Genomic DNA, 20,987 nt, shown 5'->3' with positions numbered 1-20,987 from the left:
ACACCGACGGGCCACCGCCCGTCGGCGCGGCTCCCGCTACGAGGCCTCCTGAGTCAGCGCCGCCACCAGCACCGGCGTCACCTGTTCCACCTGCCACCGCCGGGCCCCGTGCCCGGCGAGGGCCGCGGCCACGGACTCCGCGTCGGCCGGCTTCGGCGGCTCCCAGCACACCCGGCGCACGGTGTCCGGGGTGATCAGGTTCTCCTGCGGCATGTTCAGCTCCTCGGCCAGCGCCGTCACCCCCGCCCGCGCGGCGGACAGCCGGGCGGCGGCGGCCGGGTCCTTGTCGGCCCACGCACGCGGCGGCGGGGGACCGGTCACCGGCTGGCCCGGCTGCGGCAGCTGCGACTCGGTGAGGCCCTTGGCCCGGTCGACCGCGGCCTGCCACTGCTCCAGCTGACGCCGGTTCACCCGCCCGAAGCCGCCGAGCCCGGCGAGTGCGTGCGCGTTGGCCGGCAGCGCGAGCGCCGCCTCGACGATGGCCGCGTCCCCGAGCACCTTGCCGGGAGAGACGTCCCGGCGCTGCGCGATGCGGTCCCGGGTCTGCCACAGCTCCCGCACCACGGCGAGCTGACGGCGCCGGCGCACCTTGTGCATGCCGGACGTACGGCGCCACGGGTCCTTGCGCGGCGCGGGCGGCGGGGCCGAGGCGATCGCGTCGAACTCCTGCCGGGCCCACTCCAGCTTGCCCTGCCGGTCCAGCTCCTTCTCCAGGGCGTCCCGCAGGTCGACCAGCAGCTCGACGTCGAGCGCCGCGTACCGCAGCCAGGGCTCGGGCAGCGGGCGCGTCGACCAGTCGACGGCCGAGTGGCCCTTCTCCAGGACGAAGCCCAGGACGTTCTCCACCATCGCGCCGAGGCCGACGCGTGGGAACCCGGCGAGCCGCCCGGCCAGCTCGGTGTCGAAGATGCGGGTGGGCACCATCCCTATTTCCCGCAGGCACGGCAGGTCCTGGGTGGCCGCGTGCAGCACCCACTCCGCGTCGGCGATCGCCGCGCCGAGGCCGGAGAGGTCGGGGCAGGCCACCGGGTCGATCAGCGCCGTCCCCGCGCCCTGGCGGCGCAGCTGCACGAGGTACGCGCGCTGGCCGTAGCGGTACCCGGAGGCCCGCTCGGCGTCGACGGCGACGGGGCCGCTCCCGGCGGCGAAGGCGGCGGTCACCTCGGCGAGGGCGTCCGCGTCGGCGATCACCGGCGGAACGCCCTCGCGCGGTTCGAGCAAGGGGATCGGCGCCTGACTCGCAGAAGATCCGGCGTCGTCCGGAGGGGCGCCTCCGGTGGTGCGCAGTGGACGGTCTGCTGCGGTTTCGTGGGCGTCGGTCACCTGTCAAGGGTATCGGTGGATCGACGGCGCCCGCCGACGGAACGTTCCGTCGGCGGGTCGACCGGTCGATCGAGGGCGGCGCCGCGTTCGTGCGGACCAACGTGCTCGGCACGCACACCCTGGTGGAGGCCGCNTTGACGGAGCCCATCTCCGTGCCGGTGCGGACGACGCGCCACTTGCCGCGGTCCAGCGCCGACGGAACGTTCCGTCGGCGGGCGCCGGGGGGTCGTAAACCAGTCAGGTCAGTGAAACATCGGCTTCATGGGGAGTCGTGGCAAGCGCCGGGGAGCGGTCGGGAGAGGGGGAGGAACGGGATCGGGGCGGTCAGTGGATGATGCCCGTGCGCAGGGCCACCGCGACCATCCCGGCGCGGTCGCCCGTGCCGAGCTTGCGGGCGATGCGGGCCAGGTGGCTCTTGACGGTCAGGGCGGACAGGCCCATCGAGACGCCGATCGCCTTGTTCGACTGGCCCTCCGCGACCAGCCGCAGCACCTCGACCTCGCGGCCGGAGAGCTCGCGGTAGCCGCCCGGGTGGCTCGGGGCGCCCGGGGGACGGCGGTGCAGACGGGCGGCGGCGGCGCCGATGGGGGCGGCGCCCGGCCGGGTGGGGAGCCCGACGTTGGTACGGGTGCCGGTGACGACGTAGCCCTTGACGCCGCCGGCGAGGGCGTTGCGCACGGCGCCGATGTCGTCGGCGGCGGACAGGGCGAGCCCGTTGGGCCACCCCGCGGCGCGGGTCTCCGACAGGAGGGTCAGGCCGGAACCGTCGGGGAGGTGGACGTCGGCGACGCAGATGTCGCGGGGGTTGCCGATGCGGGGACGAGCCTCCGCGACGGACGAGGCCTCGATGACGTCGCGCACACCGAGCGCCCACAGGTGGCGGGTGACGGTGGAACGGACGCGCGGGTCGGCCACGACCACCATGGCGGTCGGCTTGTTCGGGCGGTAGGCGACCAGGCTTGCAGGCTGCTCGAGGAGAACGGACACCAGGCCTCCTGGGGTGCGGGGACGGGGCCGGCTCATGGGGTTGAAGCCGGGACGAACCGTGCTTTCAAGGTCACAGTCGTCTTCGGCACCGAACGCGTCTGCCTTTAGAGAATGATCACGATCTGGTGAGTAACAATCCGAGCAATTCGGACACGCTGTCGATCATTCGAAGATCGAACGGTTTCGCACTTTGTCGATACGAGGCCGAATGTGGCCGTGTCGACAAAGTGACGGAACCTCCTCCGGGCGTGCGGATCCCACGCCCGGAACGATGAACGCCGGCTGGTGGAGTGTCAGCGCGACTGCGGGCCGCGTCGCTGCGGCAGCGTCACGATCGACGCGTCGCCAGGCGCAGCCGGCGGCAGGCCCGCGACCTGGGCGAGCAGGTCGCACCACGAGGAGAGGTGCGCCGCGGTGTCCGGGACGCCGCCCAGGCCCTCGCGCGGGGTCCAGGACGCCCGGATCTCGATCTGCGAGGCGGACGGGCGGGCCGAGAGCCCTCCGAAGTAGTGGGAACTCGCACGCGTGACCGTGCCGCTGGGCTCCCCGTACGCCAGCCCGCGCGCCTGCAGCGCGCCGGTCAGCCAGGACCAGCACACGTCCGGCAGCAGCGGATCCGCCGCCATCTCCGGTTCCAGCTCGGCCCGCACCAGCGTCACCAGCCGGAAGGTCCCGTGCCAGGCCTCGTGCCCGGCCGGGTCGTGCAGCAGCACCAGCCGCCCGTCCGCCAGGTCCTCGTCGCCGTCGACGACCGCGGCCTCGAGCGCGTACGCGTGCGGGGCGAGGCGCTGCGGTGCGCGGGTCGCCTCCACCTCGATCTGCGGCCGCAGCCGCGCGGCCCGCAGTGCCTCCACGGCGGCCGTGAAGGCGGGCGGTGCCGTACTCCCGTTGCTTTCGTTGTGACTCCCCTTGTGCCGGGCCTCTTCCTCGGTCCCCTTCGCGTCGTCCATTCCGCCAGCGCCGTCCGACAGTCGTCCCTGAGCCGCAGCCATGCGGGGAACATTAAGCGGAACGGCGGCCCGGTGCAGGGAGGGACACCCGCCGTGCGGGCGCGATGTCCGGATCACGCGGTCCGGCGGGGGCGCGCGGGAGCCGCCCCACCCGTGGCGGGAGCCGCCTCACCCGTGATGGGACACCGCCCCACCCGTGGCGGGAGGCCGCCCCACCCGTGACGGGACACCGCTCCACCCGCGACGGGGAGCGGCCCCACGCACGCTCCGTGAGCCGTCCACCCGCGGTCCGGCGCTGTCCGGGGGGCATGCGAGACTTGGCCGTGTGAGTGCCAACCAGAGCCCCGCGGGCAAGCAGCCGACCGCCACGTACGACTCCGCGTTCCTCAAGGCGTGCAGGCGTGAGCCGGTGCCGCACACTCCCGTGTGGTTCATGCGGCAGGCCGGGCGCTCACTGCCGGAGTACCTGAAGGTGCGCGAGGGCATCCCGATGCTCGAGTCCTGCACGCGGCCGGAACTGATCGCCGAGATCACCCTGCAGCCGGTGCGTCGGCACGGTGTGGACGCGGCGATCTACTTCAGCGACATCGTGGTCCCGCTCAAGGCCATCGGCATCGACCTCGACATCAAGCCAGGCGTCGGCCCGGTCATCGCGAACCCGATCCGCACCCGCGCGGACCTGGCGCAGCTGCGCGACCTCACCCCCGAGGACGTCGCCTACGTCACCGAGGCCTTCGGCCTGCTCACCCGCGAGCTGGGCACCACCCCGCTGATCGGCTTCGCCGGCGCGCCGTTCACCCTCGCGAGCTACCTCGTGGAGGGCGGCCCGTCCCGCAATCACGAGCACACCAAGGCCCTCATGTACGGCGACCCGCAGCTGTGGGCCGACCTCCTGGACCGGCTCGCCGGCATCACGGCCGCCTTCCTCGAGGTGCAGCTCGAGGCGGGCGCGAGCGCCGTCCAGCTCTTCGACTCCTGGGCCGGCGCGCTGTCCCCCGCGGACTACCGCCGCTCGGTGCTGCCCGCTTCCCGCAAGGTCTTCGAGGCCGTCTCCGGCTACGGCGTGCCGCGCATCCACTTCGGCGTCGGCACAGGCGAGCTGCTGGGCCTGCTCGGTGAGGCCGGCGCGGACGTCGTCGGCGTCGACTGGCGCGTCCCGCTCGACGAGGCGGCCCGCCGCGTCGGCCCCGGCAAGGCACTCCAGGGCAACCTGGACCCGGCCGTCCTCTTCGCCGGCCGGGAGGCGGTCGAGACCAAGACCCGCGAGATCCTGGACGCGGCGGCGGGCCTGGAGGGTCACGTCTTCAACCTCGGCCACGGCGTCCTGCCGACCACCGACCCGGACGCGCTGACCCGCCTCGTGGAGTACGTCCACACGCAGACCGCGCGCTGACGTACGCCGCTCACGAGCGGCTCCTTCCCGCCGCTCCGTCTTCTCCGAGGCCGCTCCTTCCGCGTCCGCCCCGCCCAGTCCCGCGCCGGGACGACCCGGCGCGGCCGGCGACCGCCCGGCTCAGCCCGCGGACAGGTCCGTGAGAACCTCCGCCGCGGCCAGCCCCGAGGCCGCGCTCGCGCCGTGGGTGAAGATCTGGGCAGCCGCGGTCGCGGTGCTGCCCGGCAGGCCCATCTCCACGACGATCGCGTCCGGGCGGGCGGCGGTCAGGCCGGTCACGGCACGGCTCATCCACGCGTGCCGGGCCGCGTCGCGGGCGACGATCACCAGCGGGCGCCCCGCGGCCGGTTCGAGGGCGCAGCTCTCCAGCGCCACCGTCCCCTCCTCCAGCTCCTGCCCGCGCAGCCGCACGGAGGTCGTGCCGGGCAGCCGCTCCCGCAGTGGGTCTGCCACGCCCCACGGGGTCTCCTTGCCGATGGCCATGTTGGTCACCGGGGCCAGCTCGACCACGTGCGGCGCGGCCGTCAGCGGCAGGGCGGCCCGCGCGGCGCCGGTGAGCCGCACGGCCCGGCGCGCGGCGATGCGCCCGATGCCGTCCCCTGCCGTCTCCCCGGCGGCCCCGGCCGCCCGCAGCCCGGCCGACCAGCGGGCGAGCTCCCGTACCCGGTCCGCCGCCTCGGCCAGCCGCTCTTCGGACAGCTCCCCGCCCGTCACCGCGGCGGTCAGCGCCTTGACCAGGAGCGCGACGGTGGCCTCCTCGGCGCTCTCGCCGCCCACGCAGACGGCGTCCACCCCGGCGGCGACGGCCTTCACGGTGGCGCCGTCGATGCCGTACCGGCGGGTGACGGCGCCCATCTCGATGGCGTCGCTGACGATCAGGCCGTCGAAGCCCAACTCCTCGCGGAGCAGGCCGTGCAGGATCCGCCGGCTCAGCGTGGCCGGGAGGTCGGGGTCGTAGGCGGGCACCAGCAGGTGGCCGCTCATGACCGCGCGCACCCCGGCCGCGACGGCGGCCCGGAACGGGGGCAGCGCCTGGGCGGCGATCTCGTCCCGCCCGGCCGGGTAGGCGGGCAGGTCGTGGTGGGAGTCGACGGCGACGTCCCCGTGGCCGGGGAAGTGCTTGGCGCAGGCGGCGACGCCGGACGACTGCAGCCCGCGGATCCACGCGGTGGTGTGCCGGGAGACCACGTCGGGGTCCGAGCCGAAGGAGCGTACGCCGATGATCGGGTTGTCCGGGTTGGAGTTGACGTCGGCGCTCGGTGCGTAGTCGAGGCTCACCCCGGCGGTGCGCAGCTGCCGGCCGAGGTCGGCGGCGACGGCCTCGGTCAGCTCCGCGTCGTCGACGGTGCCGAGTGCGAAGTTGCCCGGCCGGGACGAGCCGGTGGCGGACTCGATGCGGGTGACGTCGCCCGCCTCCTCGTCGATCGCGACGATCAGGTCGGGGTTCTCGGCGCGGAGCCGGGCGGTCAGCCGTGCGACCTGTTCGGTGGAGACGATGTTGCGGGAGAACAGCACGACGGAGGCCAGTCCGTCGCCGATGTCGCGCAGGATCCAGTCGGGGGCCTCGGTGCCCACGAAACCCGGCTGCAGGACGGAGAGCGCGAGCCGACGCAACTCGCTGCTGTGCTTGCTGGAGGACATCGACCGCGCCTTTCGAGTGGCTTCTTGGTATAGACCAAGGGGGTGCGCGTTCAGGTTAACCAGGCGTGTCAAGGGTGCCGTTCTTGAACTCGGAAGTAACAACTTGCCTAGTCCGGACGGGTGTTGACACCCTCCCTTGGTCTAGTCCATTGTGATGCGCAAGTTCGGCGAGGGGCACATGTGACTCCTGTTTCCGCGCCGGACACCAGCCGCGGCCGGACTGCGCAAACCGCTGTCGTGGCGACGACTTCCGTACGACGACTTCCGTGACGACCACCCCGGACGAGACGACCATTCCGGACGAGGGCGCGGACCGGGGCGACCCCTGAGCAGGGGGAGCACCCCGTCCGTCCGAGCCGCCCCGTCGCCCCGCTCCCGCCCCGTGCCGCGAGCGGGCTCCCGCTGCCACCACCGACCTCATGTGCGACGGCCGACCACCGTCGCGCGCACCGCCGTTGCCCGCACGGGGCGACGGCGAGGATCTGGAGCACCACATGGCGACGCCCGATTCCTACCTCCACCGAGCCCCGTCGGACCTGCCCTACTTCAGCGCGGACGCCGACACCTACCTGGCCCGCACCCAGCTGCGCGACCTCGACAAGACACGTCCGCTGCGGGTGCTGTCCGAGGAGGACTTCGCCCACTGGCAGACGTACGGCTACGTCGTCGTGAAGGAGGCGATACCCGCCGGCTCCGCGCGCCGACTGCTCGACTTCGCCTGGGAGTTCCAGGGGCTCGACCCCGAACGCCCCGACACCTGGTACCAGGACCGCGAGTACCGCTCCGACCTCGACCGGGAACTGCACATCTACGGCTTCGTCGAGGCCTACCACCACCAGCTCATCTGGGACAGCCGCCAGACGCAGCGCGTCTACGACGCCTTCGTCGACGTGTGGGACTGCGAGGAGCTGTGGGTCACCCTGGACCGGCTCAACCTCAACCCGCCCAACGTGGGCAACCGAGACCGCGAGCTCATCGACAAGCCCGACCGCGGCTTCGACATCGAGCTGCACTGGGACGTCGACACCTCCCAGGGCGTCCTGCCGCAGCGCGTCCAGGGCATCATCGCGCTCAACGACACCAAGCCCGACCACGGCGGCTTCCAGTGCTGCCCCGAGCTGTTCCGCCGCTTCGACCGCTGGAAGGCGCTCCAGCCCGACGACCGCGACCCGATCCGGCCCGCGATCGACCGCGAGGACATGCCCGTCGTACGGCCCGACCTGGAAGCCGGTGACCTGCTCATCTGGAACGGCCTGCTGGCCCACGGAGTCGCGCCCAACATCTCCGGCGAGGGCGTCCGCGCGGTCCAGTACCTGTCGATGATGCCCGCGCTGGAGACCCACCGCACCCTGCGCGACTCCCGGATCGACTCCTGGCGCACCCTCGCCACCCCCGACTGGAACGCCACCCTCCTCGGCGACGCCCGCCGGCCCGAGTCCGAGCGCTACGGCCCCGCCGAACTGACGGAACTCGGCGCCAAGTTGCTGGGCCTCGAGTCCTGGCACGCGGACGCCGATACCGACGGCGGCGACATGAACGAGGCGACCGACGAGGCCACCGGGGACGCCGCATGCGCAGCATCTGCCTGACCCTCCCCACCAACCGGCACTGCCCGGACACGATCACGGCCCTCGGTGAGGAAGCCGCCTACGCCGCCGACCGCTTCGACATCGATGTCCACCTGCTGGTCCTCGACTCCTGCACGCCCGAGGACCGCGCCGCCCACGCCGACGCGTTACGGCGCCTGCCGGACCACCCCCGGATCACGGCCCACCACCTCGACGAGGCCGCCCAGCGCGACTTCCTGACCCGGGTGACGACCCGCTCCGGCAGCGCCAAGCCCGAACTGCTCCTCGACCTGATGCTCCCCGACGGACTGTCCTACGGCGCCTGCACCAACCGCGCCTTCCTGATCGCGGCCGCGCTCGGCTGCGACTCCGTCCACCGCCGGGACTCCGACAGCCGCTACCAGAGCGTGGACGGCCGTACGGTCTTCCCCGTCCACCACGAGGTGCTGTCCCTCGGCGAACGCGCCGCAGACACGGTGCCCCACGTCACCGAGTCGACCCTGCCGGGCCCCCTGCTTCAGCGGCGGGTCGCCATGGTGGGCAGCTCCTTCGTGGGCGAACTCTCCGTCGACATCGCGCAGATACGGGAGGCCGACCCCGGTGTCTACCGCGACGTCGTCTCCCTCTGGGCACCCGAGCACTGGTCCGCCGCACAGAAACGGGAGCTGGTCGAGGAGTCCTTCACCGGCGCCGGCACCGAACCCTTCACGGCCGACCACGCGCTGCTGACGGTGGTCGACCCGATGCGCGTGGACATGTGCAACATCGCCTTCCACGGTGCGACGGTCAGCGAGCGTGTGCCGCTGCCGCCCGCCCGGGACACCATCGGCAGCGACTACTTCCTCATCCACCTCGTGCACGACGCCCGGCTGCCCGGCGTGCTGCACAACCGGAACATCGTCAACTACTACACCGGCGAACGCAGGACCGGACCCGGCTTCCTCGCCTACCAGACCCGCTTCGCCAAGTTCCTGCTGTCGATGCTCTACTTCCACCACGTCTACGACCGCATGGCCGAGGCGGGCGACGCACTGCTGGACGAGCACGGCCGCGCCCGCCCCGACACCGTCGCCGCCCTGGCCCGCGAGAGCACCGGCCTCGACCCCGCGGAGAACATCCGCAGACTCGACGCCCTCGACACCGCCTACCGCCGACTCGGCGGCAGACACGCCGGCTTCGCCGACCTCCTGGCCGGCCGCCGCGAGCGCCTCCTCGACGAGGCACGCGGTGACATGGCGGACTTCGCGCTGCTCACGGAGGCGTGGGAGGGGATGGTGGCCGCCGCCAGGACCACCCCCCTCACCCGGCCCACGAGGCAGCCCCGGTGAGCGCGGTGCCGGGCGCGGACCTCAGCGAGCCCCTGGCCGCCGCCCTCGCCGCCGCCACCGAGGACCGGCTCGTGTACGACCTGGCCGGCATCGAGCGGCGCCACGACACACTGCGCGCCGAACTGCCCGGCGTACAGGTGCGGTTCGCCATGAAGGCCTGCCCGGTCGACGAAGTCCTGGCCGCCCTGGCACGCCGGGGCGCCGGTGCCGACGCGGCGAGCCCCGGCGAGGTCGAGCAGGCGCTGCGGGCCGGGGTACCGGTCGGGCGCGTGCACTACGGCAACACCGTGAAGTCCGACCGGAACATCGCCGAGGCGTACCGGCTGGGCGTGCGCACCTTCGCCACCGACAGCGTCCAGGACGTGGCCGCCCTCGCCGCCCACGCCCCCGGCGCCCGCGTGTTCTGCCGGGTGGCGACCGGCGGGGCGGGCGCGGTGTGGGGACTGAGCGACAAGTTCGGCTGCCCGCCAGGCGACACCGTCCGGGTGCTGGCCGCGGCCCGGGACGCCGGGCTGGTACCGGCGGGCCTGTCCGTGCACGTCGGCTCCCAGCAGATGACGGGAGAGGCGTGGCACGGCGCCGTCGACGACCTGGGCGAGGTCCTGCGCGCACTGGGCCGGCGCGGCATCCGCGTCGACCACGTCAACCTCGGCGGCGGACTGCCCGCGCTCGGCTACCGGGACCGGCGCGGCACCCCCCTCGACCCACCGCTGGACAAGATCTTCGCGGTGATCCGGGAGGGCATGGACGAGCTGCGCCGGATCCACGGCGGACCCCTGGACTTCGTCGTCGAACCCGGACGGCACCTCGTCGCCGACCACGGCGCGATCCGCGCCCACGTCGCTCGCCTCACCGAACGCCGGGCGGCGAACGGGGAACGGCAGCACTGGCTCTACTTGAGCTGCGGCAAGTTCAACGGCCTGTACGAGATGGACGCCCTGCAGTACCGGCTGGTCTTCCCGGGCCACCCGGACGGCCCGTACGTGCCGGCCGTCGTCGCCGGTCCCACCTGCGACAGCGACGACGCCTACTCCCACGAGGAGGGACTGGTCCAGGTGCCCGAGGCGCTGGCCTCGGGCGACCCGGTCTGGGTGCTGTCCTGCGGCGCCTACGCGACCAGCTACACGACCCTGGGCTTCAACGGCTTCGCCCCGCTCCCGTACGCCTTCGCGGGCCGCCCGCAGGGGACCGGCGCCGATGACTGACACCGTGCGCGTACGCCCCCTCGCCGACGGGGACTGGGACGCGGTCGTGACGCTGGAGCGGGACGCCTACACGGGCCTCGGCCTGTCGGAGGGCCCGGCCGCGCTGCAGTCCAGGGCGGCGGCGTCGCCGGACACCTGCTTCGCCGTGGACGTCGGCGCCCGCACGGCCGGCTACCTGCTCGCCCTGCCCTATCCGCCGCACCGCTGGCCGGACCTGGCGCGGACGGAGCAGCCCGGGGCCGCGTTCCCGCCCGGCAACCTCCACCTCCACGACATCGTCGTCGCACCGGGCCTGCGCCGCAGAGGACTCGCACAGCACCTCCTGCACCACCTCACCGCCACCGCCCGGGCGCGCGGGGACGAGCGGATCTCCCTGGTCGCCGTGGGCCGCACCGAGCGGTTCTGGTCGGCGCGCGGCTTCGTGCCCGAGCCGGGGGTGGTGCCCGTCGGCGCGTACGGCGGCGGCGCCGTCTACATGTCCAAGCCGGTGGCGGCCGCCCAGCAGACCCGGGCCCGCCCCTCCCTGTCCCCGCCCGCCCCCACCCTGCGCGAAGTGAGCTGATTGCGCGTGTCCCGTCTCCACGACCCCTTCCTGCGCGGCCAGTTGGCGATCGCCGCGCTCTTCCTGTCCCTCGGCTTCCAGTACGCCACCTGGGCCGCGCGGATCCCCGCCGTCAAGTCCGGCCTCGACCTGAGCGCGGCCGAGGTGGGGGTGCTCCTGATGGCCGCGGGGGTCGGCGCGGCGGTGTCCTTCCCGGCGGTGGCCTGGCTGATGCGCCGCATGGGCTCGCGCCGGCTGGCCCTGCTGTCCCAGCTGGGCCTCGCCCTGCTGCTGCTCGCCCTGGCGGCGGCGCCGAACTACCCGGTAGCCCTGCTGGTGATGTGCGTCGACGGCGTCCTCGTGGGCTGTCTGAACGTGGCCATGAACGCGCAGGGAGCGGCCCTGGAGTCACGGCACGAACGCAACACGATGGCGCGGCTGCACGCCGTCTTCAGCGCCGGATCACTGTTCGCCGCCCTGCTCGCCTCCGGCATGACCGCCGCCACCGGATCGGTCGCGGCGCACTTCGGTGTCGCCGTCGTCGTCCTCGCCGCACTGGGCGCGACGGCACGCACCGGACTGCTCGACGAGGACGCCCCGGCGGACCGGCCGGACCCGGCGGACTCCGGCCCGGCCGCCGCGGGTACGGCCGACGCACTGGCCCCCGCCGACCCGAAGCCGGCCCGCCGCCGCTGGACCGTCCCCTCGCGCCTGACCCTGTGGATGTGCTGCGCCATGGTCTTCGGCACGGTCGCCGAGGGCGCCATGAACGACTGGTCCGCCCTCTACCTGAAGGACATCGCCAAGGCGTCGGCGGAACTCGCCCCGCTCGGCATCGCCGTGGTGTCCGGGATGATGGTCGTCGCCCGCCTCTTCGCCGACGGCTGGCGCAGCCGCTGGGGCGACGGACGGGTCGTCCTGCTGGGCAGCGCCGTGGCCGGTGCCGGTCTCGCCGTCGCCCTGGTCAGCGGCGGCGTCGCACCGGCGCTGGCCGGCTTCGCCTGCATGGGCCTGGGCATCGCGGCCGTGACCCCCTGCGTCTACGCCGCCGCCGCCCGGCAGGGCTCGGACGCGCTGACGCTGGTCGCCGCCATGGGCACCACGGGACTGCTGGCCGGCCCGCCGCTCATCGGCTTCATCGCCGGTGCGAGCGACCTGGCGTGGGGCATGGGCGCCGTGGCCGCCTCGGCGGGCGCCGTCGCGCTGTGCAGCACCCGCATCCGCTGGACCGCCCCGGCCCCCGTCGCGCGGAGCGAGACGACCCCCGCCTGACCCCGGCCGCACCGTGCCCGCCGCTCACCACCCGGGCCGCGCCCGCCTGCCGAACAGCAGCCCGCGCGGTTCCGGCGGGGGCGGGGTGCCCCGCCGCAGCGGCCAGGCGATCAGCATGCCGACGACGAAGCCGACGACGTGGGCCACGTACGCCACGGTGCCCGCGTCGGACACGGCCCCGCCGGAGGAGTAGACCGCCTGGAGCCCGAACCAGAAGCCCAGCACCAGCCAGGCCGGCAGCCGCAGCGGCAGGAAGATCAGGAAGGGCACCAGCACCCAGACGCGGGCCCTCGGGTACAGCACCAGATAGGCGCCGAGCACCCCGGCGATCGCACCGGACGCGCCGATCAGCGGGGCGCCCGAGTCGGCGTTGAGGAGCGCGAAGCCGTAGGTCGCCGCGTAGCCGCAGACGCCGTAGAACAGCAGGAAGGGGACGTGGCCCATCCGGTCCTCGACGTTGTTGCCGAAGATCCACAGGAAGAGCATGTTGCCCAGCAGGTGCAGCCAGCCGCCGTGCAGGAACATCGCCGTCAGGACGCTCAGCTCCGGCGACTTGTCGTAGCCGGGCGGCCCGACCACGCAGCCGGGCCCCTGCGGGCCGACCCCGACGGCGCCCGTGGGCACCAGGTGCGGCATCCGGTGCTGGAGCAGCTCCTGCGGCACCGCCGCCCAGTGGTCCAGGAACGCCTGGAGGTCACACATCTGCGCCAGGCTGCCGTCGCCCGTCGCCGACCCGGTCATGCCGGGGGTGAACAGGAACACCAGGACGTTCGCGAGGATCAGGGCGTACGTCACCCACGGGGTGCGGCGCGCCGGGTTCACGTCATGGACGGGGATGACCACGAGACACTACTGCCCGCCCGGCGGACGGTGAATCGGTTCGCCCGTTGAACGCCCCCGTCCGTGTGTACGTATGCCCTCTCAACCGCCCGTGGCCCGGGGAAGGCGGGGCGCGGGGACGACGTGAGGAACAGGCGATGAACGAACGGGTCACACCGGCTCCGGCGATGCAGGCGCTGCCCGACGGCGAGGCCGAGGTCGCCCTCGTGCTTCGGCTGCCCTGGGAGGACGTCGCCCGGCTCGGTCAGGAGGCGGGGCGGCTGGCCGCGCAGACGCAGCGGCCGGTGACACTGGACGAGGCGGTGAGCCACCGGCTGCGCTCCACGCGGGCCGCGACCCACGCCCGGCCGGCCGGTGAGCAGCCGCCCGCGGTGAGCGCACCGGTGCCGGCGACCGCTCCGGGCTCGGTGTCCTCCCTGCCGGCCCGGCCCCCGGCCGAGCAGGCGCGGCAGGCCATCGACCGCATCAACGGGACGGCGTAGCCCGGGACCGGCGCCCCCTCACCCCTGCTGCTCGACCGCCCTCACCGCCTTGCGGGCGGCCACCAGCACCGGGTCCCACACCGGGGAGAAGGGCGGCGCGTAGCCCAGGTCCAGGGCGGTCATCTGCTCGACCGTCATCCCGGCCGTGAGGGCCACCGCGGCGATGTCGACCCGCTTGCCCGCGCCCTCACGGCCGACGATCTGCACGCCGAGCAGCCGCCCGGTGCGCCGCTCGGCCAGCATCTTCACCGTCATGGGTGAGGCGTTCGGGTAGTAGCCCGCGCGGCTGGTGGACTCGATGGTCGCCGTCACGAACCGCAGTCCCGCCCGCAGCGCGTCCTTCTCCCGCAGGCCGGTCCGTGCGATCTCCAGGTCGCACACCTTGCTGACCGCCGTGCCGACCACACCCGGGAAGGTGGCGTAGCCGCCGCCCACGTTGGTGCCGATGACCTGCCCGTGCTTGTTGGCGTGGGTGCCCAGCGGAATGTGCCGCTCCTGACCGGAGACCAGGTCGAGCACCTCCACGCAGTCGCCGCCCGCCCAGATGTTCTCGTGGCCGCGCACCCGCATCGCCAGGTCGGTCAGCAGCCCGCCGTGCGCGCCGAGCGGCAGCCCCGCGGCCTGGGCGAGCCCCGTCTCGGGGCGTACGCCGATGCCGAGCACCACCACGTCCGCCGGGAACTCGGCGTCCTCCGTGGCCACCGCCCGGGCCCGGCCGTCGTCGCCGGTCAGCACCTTGGTGACCGCGGCGCCGTTCACCATGGTGATGCCGAGGCCCTCCATGGCCGTGTGCACCATGCGGCCCATGTCGGGGTCGAGCGTGGCCATCGGCTCCCGGCCGCGGTTGACGACCGTGACCTCGTAGCCGCGGTTGATCAGCGCCTCGGCCATCTCCACGCCGATGTACCCGGCGCCGACGACCACCGCGCGCCGGCCACGCGTGCGTGCCAGCGTGTCGAGCAGCGCCTGCCCGTCGTCCAGCGTCTGCACCCCGTGCACGCCGGGCGCGTCGACGCCAGGCAGGTCGGGCCGGATCGGCCGCGCCCCGGTCCCGATCACGAGCTTGTCGTACGACGTCCAGGACTCGGCCCCGGAATCGACGTCACGCGCGCGGACCCGTCCGCCGGCCACGTCGATCTCCGTGACCTCGGTGCGCATCCTGAGGTCGATGTCCCGGGCGCGGTGCTCCTCGGGCGTGCGGGCGATCAGCCGGTCCCGGTCGGTGACGTCGCCGCCGACCCAGTACGGGATGCCGCACGCCGAGAACGAGCTGAAGTGACCGCGTTCGAACGCCACGATCTCCAGCTCGTCCGGACCCTTCAGCCGACGTGCCTGCGACGCCGCGGACATCCCCGCGGCGTCCCCGCCGACGACGACCAGCCGTTCCCTCGTACCGCCCGCGGCGCCCATGCTCATGCTCATGCGAACACGCTACGTGGGCAGGGCGTTTCAGTCCTGCCCGCCGCCCTCCTCGCCGTGTACCGCTGCCCGACGCGGCGCCGCCGGTGCCGGTGCCGGTGCCGGTGCCGGTGCCGCCGCCGGGCGCCGAGACCGCCGGGGGCGTACGACCCGCAGCCACAGCAGGGCGAGCAGCGCCGCCACCGCGGCGAACGGCAGCACCGCGCCGAGCACCACCGCCACCCAGCGCAGCATCGTCACGAAGGCGTCCCAGCCGCCGGCCAGCGCGTCGATGAACCCGGGGTCCTCGTCCTCGTCCTCCTTCTTCTCGGCCGGCTTCACCGGGGTCTCCGTCAGGGAGAGGGTGACGGTGGCCAGGCTCGTACGGTCCTTCAGGGCCGCCTGCCGGGCGAGCAGCGCCTCCAGCTCCGCCTGACGGGTGCTCAGCTCGCCCTCCAGGGTCACCACGTCGTCCAGCTCCGTCGCCCGGTCCATCAGCTCGCGGACGCGGGCCACGCTGGCGCGCTGCGACTTGACGCGGCTGTCCACGTCCACCACCTGGTCGGTGACGTCCTCGGCCGTCGCGTTGCGCTGCAGCAGCTTCCCGGCGCCCTCCAGCTCGTCGAGCACGTCCTCGTAGCGTTCCACGGGCACACGGAGCGTCACCTGGGTCTGCTCGTGGCCCTCGGTGTCCCGAGTGGTGTTCTCGTCACCGACGTAACCGCCGGCGTTCTCGGTCGCGGTGCGGGCCGCGTCGAGCGCCTTGGACGTGTCCTTGACCTGAACGCTCAGGGAGACGGTGCGGATGATGTGGGCCGGGGCGAGCTTCGGCGGCGCGCTCGCACCGGCGCCGTCGGCCCCGCCCTCACCGGCCCCGCCCTCACCGGCCGCGCCGGCCCGGCCGTCGGCCTGCGAGCCCTCCGCCTGCGAGCCCTTCTGCGGCGCGGCCGCCTTGGCGTCGCCGCCCGCGTCGGAGCCGGCGCCCGAGGCGCTGCAGCCGGTGAGGGCGAGCGCCGTGACCAGCAGCAGGCCGGCCAGGACACGGGCGGGTGGAGCGGACCTCCCGGCCGCCGCTCGTCGTGTCGTCGCTCGTCGTGCCTGCATCGTGGGTACCCCCCAGGGTCGTGGCAACTGATGTCTCTACGACGCACGGAGGGGCGCGCACGACGGCGCGGAACGGTTCCGAAGAGATCACGTTCCGGACTCGCGGGCCTGTGGGCCCGACGCCGGGGCCGGTCGGCCCGGGGCGGTGCCGGCGGGTTCTGAGACGCTGGGGTCATGTGCGCAAGTGAGACCCCAGCGGGTGAGCTCCCCGCGGAAGAGGGACCCGGACACGTAGTCGTCGTCGGAGCCGGTATCGCCGGACTGGCCGCCGCCCACCGCCTCCTGGAGGGCGGCGCCCGGGTGACCGTCCTCGAGGCGTCCGGCCGCGTCGGCGGCAAGCTGCTGCCCGGCGAGATCGCCGGAGTGCGCGTCGACCTCGGCGCCGAGTCGATGCTGGCCCGCCGCCCCGAGGCCGTCGGCCTGGCCCGCGCGGCAGGGCTCGCCGACCGCCTCCAGCCGCCGTCCACCGCGTCGGCCTCCCTGTGGACGCGCGGCGCCCTGCGCCCCATGCCCAAGGGCCACGTCATGGGCGTCCCCGGCACCGCCGCCGCCCTGTCCGGCGTGCTCTCCGAGGAGGGTCTCGCCCGCATCGAGCGCGACGCCGAACTGCCCCGCACCGAGGTCGGCGACGACGTGGCCGTGGGGGAGTACGTCGCTGCCCGCCTGGGCCGTGAGGTCGTCGACCGCCTCGTCGAACCCCTGCTCGGCGGCGTCTACGCGGGCGACGCGTACCGCATCTCCCTGCGCTCGGCCGTGCCCCAGCTCTTCGAGGCCGCCCGCACCCACACCTCCCTCACCGAGGCGGTGCGCGCACTCCAGGGCCGCACGGCCACCTCACCGCCGAGCGGACCGGTGTTCATGGGCATCGACGGCGGCATCGGCACCCTTCCGCTCGCCGTCGCCGAGTCGATCCGGGCGCGCGGCGGCGAGATCCTCACGCAGGCGCCCGTCACGGAGCTGCGCCGCACCGCGTCCGACGGCTGGCGGATCGTCGCGGGCGACCGGGTGCTGCACGCCGGCGCGGTCGTCGTCGCCGTCCCCGCCCGCGCCGCCGCCGAGCTGCTGCGCGCCGAGGCCCCTGCCGCCGCGGCCGAGCTCTCCGCGGTGGAGTACGCCTCGATGGCCCTGATCACCCTCGCCTACCGCCGCTCCGACGCCGCCGTGCTCCCCGAGGGCAGCGGCTTCCTCGTCCCGCCGGTCGACGGGCACACCATCAAGGCGTCGACCTTCGCCTCCCGCAAGTGGGGCTGGATCTCCGACGAGGACCCCGACCTGGTCGTCCTGCGTACCTCGGTGGGCCGGTACGGCGACACGGAGATCCTCGGCCGCGACGACGCGGGCCTCGTCGCCGTCTCCCGGCACGACCTGGGCGAGGCCACCGGCCTGACCGCCGAGCCGGTCGCCACCCGCGTCACCCGCTGGCAGGACGGCCTGCCGCAGTACCCCGTCGGCCACCACGCGCGCGTGGCCCGCGTCCGCGAGCACGTCGCGAAACTCCCGGGTCTCGCGGTGTGCGGCGCGGCGTACGACGGCGTCGGCATCCCGGCGAGCATCGCGAGCGCGTACGCGGCCGCCGACCGGATCCGGGGCGACCTGCGCGGTGTGGAGGAGCTCACGGCCCACCCGGTGCAGAGTCTGCACGGCGGAGCGGGAGAATAGGGCCATGAGTGACGACGCCTCCACCCCCGCCGCCGAGCGGATCCCGAACAAGGGCAAGCTGGCCAAGGACCTCAACGAGGTCATCCGCTACACGCTCTGGTCCGTCTTCAAGCTCAAGGACACCCTCCCCGAGGACCGCGCCGGGTACGCCGACGAGGTCCAGGAGCTGTTCGACCAGCTCGCCGCCAAGGACGTGACGATCCGCGGCACCTACGACCTGTCCGGTCTGCGTGCCGACGCCGATCTGATGATCTGGTGGCACGCCGAGACCGCCGACCAGCTGCAGGAGGCGTACAACCTCTTCCGCCGCACCAAGCTGGGCCGTGCGCTGGAGCCGGTCTGGTCGAACATGGCGCTGCACCGCCCCGCCGAGTTCAACCGCTCGCACATCCCGGCCTTCCTGGCCGACGAGACGCCACGGAACTACATCAGCGTCTACCCGTTCGTGCGCTCCTACGACTGGTACCTGCTGCCCGACGAGGACCGCCGCCGCATGCTCGCCGACCACGGCAAGATGGCCCGCGGCTACCCGGACGTGCGCGCCAACACGGTCGCCTCCTTCTCGCTGGGCGACTACGAGTGGATCCTCGCCTTCGAGGCCGACGAACTGCACCGCATCGTCGACCTCATGCGCCACCTGCGCGGCTCCGAGGCCCGCCGCCACGTCCGCGAGGAGATCCCCTTCTACACCGGGCGGCGCAAGGACATCGGCGAGCTGGTCGCCGGGCTGGCCTGATCAGGCCCTCGGCTTCGGCTCCGGGCGCGGGGCGCACGAGGTGTCCCGCGCCGGGAGGCGGCCGTCCAGCAGGTACGCCTCCAGGTGGCCGTTGACGCAGGCGTTCGGGCCGCCCGCGATGCCGTGCGTCCCCGCGTCCCGCTCGGTCACCAGCACCGAGCCCGCCAGCCGCCGCCGCAGCTCCAGCGCGCCCTCGTACGGGGTCGCCGCGTCCCGTTCGGCGGCCAGGATCAGCGTCGGCGGCAGCTCATCCGGCGCGGTGCGCACGTCGAGGGGCTGCTGCCGGGGTGCCCGCCAGTAGGCGCACGGCAGGTTCGTCCAGACGTTGTCCCAGGTCTCGAACGGCGCCCGGCGGGCCAGCCGCGTGTTGTCCCGGTCCCAGACCTCGAAGTCGGCCGGCCACGGAGCGTCGTTGCACTCGACGGCCGTGTACACGGCGTTGGAGTTCTCCGCCCCGGCCGCCCCCTCCTCGGTCCGCGTGCCCGCCTGGTCGATCAGCGGCTGCGGGTCACCCTTCAGATACGCCGACAGCGCCTCGGCACGGTGCGGCCAGTAGTCGTCGTAGTACCCGGCCTTCAGGAACGCCCCCTGCAACTGCGCGGGCCCCACCGTCCCGCCCGCCGGCTCCTTCGCCAGCCGCGCGCTCGCCTCCTCGTAGGCGTTCTGCACCTCCCGCGGCGTGTCCCCGAGCCCGTACACGTCGTCGTGCTCGGCGACCCACGCCTTGAAGTCGTCCCAGCGGTCCTCGAACGCCTCGGACTGTTCCAGGTTGTTGCGGTACCAGACCTGCTCGGGGTCCGGGTCCACCACCGCGTCGAACACCATCCGCCGTACGTGCGAGGGGAACAGCTCGGCGTACAGCGCGCCGAGGTACGTGCCGTACGACGCGCCCATGAAGGTGAGCCGCCGCTCGCCCAGCGCGGCGCGGACGACCTCCAGGTCCCGGGCGTTGTTGAGCGAGTGGTAGTGCCGCAGCGCGTCCCCGCCCCGTTCCGCGCAGTCGCGCGCGTACGCCTCGGCCTCGGCGGCACGCTGCCTCTTGTACGCGTCCGAGGGTTGCGTCGGGGCAGGCCGAGGTCCCTTGAAGAAGTCGCCGGGGTCCTGGCAGGACAGCGGCGCTGAGGGCGTGACGCCGCGCGGGGCGTATCCGACGAGGTCGTAGGCGGCCGCGATCCGCTTCCACTCGGGCACCATGCCCACCATCGGGAAGTACAGACCGGAGGCGCCGGGGCCGCCCGGGTTGTAGAGGAGGGCACCCTGACCGGGAACCTTGCGCTTGCCGTCGTCCGGGTCCTTGTGGGTGGCCCGTACGCGGCTGACGGTGAGCTCGATCCGCTTCCCGTCGGGGTGCGCGTAGTCCAGGGGCACGGTGACCGTGCCGCAGCGCATGCTGCCCGGCAGCTCCTCCGCCTTCGGGCACGCCCCGAACTCGATCCCGGCCGCCGCCGCGCGCCGGGCGGCCACGGCGGTACCGCGCGCCTCGGCGGACCCGGGCCCGTCCGTGGGTACCGCCTGGGCCGGGGCGGCGGCGAGGGTGGTCAGCAGCAAGGACCCGGCGGTCGAATAGAGGGCGGCTGCTCGCATCGCGTATCCCTTCGGTGGCACGGGGAGTGACACAAGGGATGTTTGGTTCGCCGGCCGGGCGGGGCAAGCACCGCCCGCGGGTGTCGCCGCCGAGTGCCCCCGTACGCCCCCGGCGCTCAGGCCTGGCGCTCCCAGTGGTCCCCGGCGTACTTCTCGCGGTGGGCGAAGGCCGCACGCAGGTCCGGTTCGCCGATCGCGTGGACGCCCCGCACGGCGACCGAGGTGAGGAAGGTCCGGTCGTCCGCCGTGCCGTCGGCCTGCCGGACGAGGGCGCCGACCAGCCGCTGCCCGGCGGGGGAGGCCCAGCGCGCGTACGGGTGGATCTCCATGCGCGTGATGGCGAGGCACCCCAGGGTCAGGGCGAGCGGCAGCGCGAACCAGAGGGCGATGAGGAGGCGCGGCTCGGTGGCGGGCAGCGGCAGCGCCAGGGCGACCAGGCCGAGCGCGCACACGGTCACCGCCGCGAACCGCACCCGCCGCACCCCGGCCGCGACGCCACCGGCGCCGCCGTCGGGTACGGCGAGGCCCGCTCCGACCAGCCGGTCGGCCAGGCTCCGTACCGCGTCGGCGGCGGCCGCGGCGGCCCGGACCGGCGCTATCCGGGACTGTCCCTGGGGCCCTATCGCCCCTATGACCGACCGTTCCATGTCGTCCCGGCCGCACGGGTCCACGACGGTGGCCCAGCCGGTGTGCGCGAGCAGCAGCCGCCGCTGGCGCGCCATGGAGACGAGAGTCAGGTCGGCCACCCGCCGCGGACCGCCGGACAGGAACGCCGCCTCGTACAGCGTCAGCGTGTGCTCACGGACGACGGCGTGCGGGTCGACGGCCGCCGCGCGCACGGCGGCCAGGCACAGCCGCAGGCACGCGAGGCCGGCGACGGCCCAGGCCGACAGGAGGAAAAGGACCCAGAACATGCCGTACTTCTATGCCAAAGGCTTTCGCCGGCGCCATGCCCTGTTCACATTCCGGGACGCAG

General features: G+C 74.0%; 18 protein-coding genes. 9 read left to right on the top strand and 9 right to left on the bottom strand.

Features of this window, described 5'->3' with window-relative positions; translation table 11 throughout:
- Positions 1-36: 36 nt before the first annotated feature.
- The 3 genes from ABS735_RS26905 to ABS735_RS26895 form a co-directional block, all read right to left on the bottom strand.
- A complete protein-coding gene (locus tag ABS735_RS26905) occupies positions 37-1,323 on the bottom strand; it encodes an HRDC domain-containing protein (protein ID WP_373903678.1) in 1,287 nt (428 codons plus the stop codon).
- A 324-nt stretch (positions 1,324-1,647) separates the two neighbouring features.
- On the bottom strand, positions 1,648-2,310 hold the full coding sequence (locus ABS735_RS26900) for a response regulator transcription factor (RefSeq protein ID WP_003972894.1): 663 nt from the start codon (positions 2,308-2,310) through the stop codon (positions 1,648-1,650).
- A 293-nt stretch (positions 2,311-2,603) separates the two neighbouring features.
- Positions 2,604-3,302: a DUF3000 domain-containing protein gene (locus ABS735_RS26895; RefSeq protein WP_373903679.1), complete on the bottom strand. Its 699-nt coding sequence runs from the start codon at positions 3,300-3,302 to the stop codon at positions 2,604-2,606.
- A 283-nt stretch (positions 3,303-3,585) separates the two neighbouring features.
- Here ABS735_RS26895 and hemE point away from each other — a divergent pair, with 283 nt between their 5' ends.
- Complete coding sequence (gene hemE / locus ABS735_RS26890) at positions 3,586-4,653, top strand: uroporphyrinogen decarboxylase (protein ID WP_373903681.1); 1,068 nt, start codon at positions 3,586-3,588, stop codon at positions 4,651-4,653.
- Between the two features lie 120 nt (positions 4,654-4,773).
- Here hemE and ABS735_RS26885 read toward each other — a convergent pair whose 3' ends face one another.
- Positions 4,774-6,294, bottom strand: a complete 1,521-nt coding sequence (locus ABS735_RS26885) for a glycoside hydrolase family 3 protein (RefSeq protein ID WP_373903682.1) — start codon at positions 6,292-6,294, stop codon at positions 4,774-4,776.
- 494 nt (positions 6,295-6,788) lie between these two features.
- On the opposite strand from ABS735_RS26885, the gene ABS735_RS26880 reads away from it, so the two are divergent.
- From ABS735_RS26880 to ABS735_RS26860, 5 genes are read left to right on the top strand one after another with little or no spacing between them, the layout of a single operon-like run.
- Positions 6,789-7,883: a phytanoyl-CoA dioxygenase family protein gene (locus ABS735_RS26880; protein WP_373903683.1), complete on the top strand. Its 1,095-nt coding sequence runs from the start codon at positions 6,789-6,791 to the stop codon at positions 7,881-7,883.
- On the top strand, positions 7,865-9,190 hold the full coding sequence (locus ABS735_RS26875) for a DUF6271 family protein (protein WP_373903684.1): 1,326 nt from the start codon (positions 7,865-7,867) through the stop codon (positions 9,188-9,190). Before ABS735_RS26880 ends, ABS735_RS26875 begins: the two co-directional genes overlap by 19 nt.
- Complete coding sequence (locus ABS735_RS26870; protein ID WP_373903685.1) at positions 9,187-10,395, top strand: type III PLP-dependent enzyme domain-containing protein; 1,209 nt, start codon at positions 9,187-9,189, stop codon at positions 10,393-10,395. The genes ABS735_RS26875 and ABS735_RS26870 overlap by 4 nt, the downstream gene beginning before the upstream one ends.
- Complete coding sequence (locus ABS735_RS26865) at positions 10,388-10,957, top strand: GNAT family N-acetyltransferase (RefSeq protein ID WP_373903686.1); 570 nt, start codon at positions 10,388-10,390, stop codon at positions 10,955-10,957. Before ABS735_RS26870 ends, ABS735_RS26865 begins: the two co-directional genes overlap by 8 nt.
- Positions 10,958-10,963: 6 nt before the next feature.
- Entirely contained in the window at positions 10,964-12,208 is a 1,245-nt protein-coding gene (locus ABS735_RS26860; protein ID WP_373903687.1) for an MFS transporter, read from the top strand.
- Positions 12,209-12,232: 24 nt separating this feature from the next.
- On the opposite strand, the gene ABS735_RS26855 is transcribed toward ABS735_RS26860, so the two are convergent.
- On the bottom strand, positions 12,233-13,051 hold the full coding sequence (locus tag ABS735_RS26855) for a rhomboid family intramembrane serine protease (RefSeq protein WP_373903688.1): 819 nt from the start codon (positions 13,049-13,051) through the stop codon (positions 12,233-12,235).
- Between the two features lie 134 nt (positions 13,052-13,185).
- Between ABS735_RS26855 and ABS735_RS26850 the strand changes: the two genes are divergently transcribed.
- The gene (locus ABS735_RS26850) at positions 13,186-13,530 is read left to right on the top strand and encodes a hypothetical protein (RefSeq protein WP_373903689.1); all 345 of its coding nucleotides are present in this window, start codon (positions 13,186-13,188) and stop codon (positions 13,528-13,530) included.
- 18 nt (positions 13,531-13,548) lie between these two features.
- Here ABS735_RS26850 and ABS735_RS26845 read toward each other — a convergent pair whose 3' ends face one another.
- Positions 13,549-14,946 carry an FAD-dependent oxidoreductase gene (locus ABS735_RS26845; protein WP_373903952.1) on the bottom strand — a complete coding sequence of 466 codons (1,398 nt, stop codon included), beginning with the start codon at positions 14,944-14,946 and terminating at the stop codon, positions 13,549-13,551.
- 33 nt (positions 14,947-14,979) lie between these two features.
- Positions 14,980-16,032, bottom strand: coding sequence for a DUF4349 domain-containing protein (locus tag ABS735_RS26840; protein ID WP_373903690.1), 1,053 nt, complete (start codon positions 16,030-16,032; stop codon positions 14,980-14,982).
- Positions 16,033-16,206: 174 nt separating this feature from the next.
- Here ABS735_RS26840 and hemG point away from each other — a divergent pair, with 174 nt between their 5' ends.
- Positions 16,207-17,691, top strand: a complete 1,485-nt coding sequence (gene hemG, locus ABS735_RS26835) for a protoporphyrinogen oxidase (protein WP_373903691.1) — start codon at positions 16,207-16,209, stop codon at positions 17,689-17,691.
- Positions 17,692-17,695: 4 nt separating this feature from the next.
- Complete coding sequence (hemQ, locus tag ABS735_RS26830; RefSeq protein ID WP_003972879.1) at positions 17,696-18,427, top strand: hydrogen peroxide-dependent heme synthase; 732 nt, start codon at positions 17,696-17,698, stop codon at positions 18,425-18,427.
- On the opposite strand, the gene ABS735_RS26825 is transcribed toward hemQ, so the two are convergent.
- Together ABS735_RS26825 and ABS735_RS26820 are read right to left on the bottom strand one after the other, a co-directional pair.
- Entirely contained in the window at positions 18,428-20,011 is a 1,584-nt protein-coding gene (locus tag ABS735_RS26825) for an alpha/beta hydrolase (RefSeq protein ID WP_373903692.1), read from the bottom strand.
- 116 nt (positions 20,012-20,127) lie between these two features.
- Positions 20,128-20,925, bottom strand: a complete 798-nt coding sequence (locus ABS735_RS26820) for a TIGR04222 domain-containing membrane protein (protein ID WP_373903693.1) — start codon at positions 20,923-20,925, stop codon at positions 20,128-20,130.
- Between the last annotated feature and the right edge of the window lie 62 nt (positions 20,926-20,987).

Origin of the sequence: Streptomyces sp. MMCC 100, assembly GCF_041538145.2 — a bacterium.
Classification (GTDB): Bacteria; Actinomycetota; Actinomycetes; order Streptomycetales; family Streptomycetaceae; genus Streptomyces.
Note: the sequence above shows the minus strand (reverse complement) of the source record. Positions and strands in the feature narration are given on the sequence as shown.

Coding starts and splice junctions, on each gene's coding strand:
- ABS735_RS26895 (WP_373903679.1), bottom strand. CDS start 3,302: ATGGCTGCGGCTCAGGGACGACTGTCGGACGGCGCTGGCGGAATGGAC.
- ABS735_RS26885 (WP_373903682.1), bottom strand. CDS start 6,294: ATGTCCTCCAGCAAGCACAGCAGCGAGTTGCGTCGGCTCGCGCTCTCC.
- ABS735_RS26880 (WP_373903683.1), top strand. CDS start 6,789: ATGGCGACGCCCGATTCCTACCTCCACCGAGCCCCGTCGGACCTGCCC.
- ABS735_RS26875 (WP_373903684.1), top strand. CDS start 7,865: ATGCGCAGCATCTGCCTGACCCTCCCCACCAACCGGCACTGCCCGGAC.
- ABS735_RS26865 (WP_373903686.1), top strand. CDS start 10,388: ATGACTGACACCGTGCGCGTACGCCCCCTCGCCGACGGGGACTGGGAC.
- ABS735_RS26850 (WP_373903689.1), top strand. CDS start 13,186: ATGAACGAACGGGTCACACCGGCTCCGGCGATGCAGGCGCTGCCCGAC.
- ABS735_RS26845 (WP_373903952.1), bottom strand. CDS start 14,946: ATGAGCATGGGCGCCGCGGGCGGTACGAGGGAACGGCTGGTCGTCGTC.
- ABS735_RS26840 (WP_373903690.1), bottom strand. CDS start 16,032: ATGCAGGCACGACGAGCGACGACACGACGAGCGGCGGCCGGGAGGTCC.
- hemG (WP_373903691.1), top strand. CDS start 16,207: ATGTGCGCAAGTGAGACCCCAGCGGGTGAGCTCCCCGCGGAAGAGGGA.
- hemQ (WP_003972879.1), top strand. CDS start 17,696: ATGAGTGACGACGCCTCCACCCCCGCCGCCGAGCGGATCCCGAACAAG.
- ABS735_RS26825 (WP_373903692.1), bottom strand. CDS start 20,011: ATGCGAGCAGCCGCCCTCTATTCGACCGCCGGGTCCTTGCTGCTGACC.
- ABS735_RS26820 (WP_373903693.1), bottom strand. CDS start 20,925: ATGTTCTGGGTCCTTTTCCTCCTGTCGGCCTGGGCCGTCGCCGGCCTC.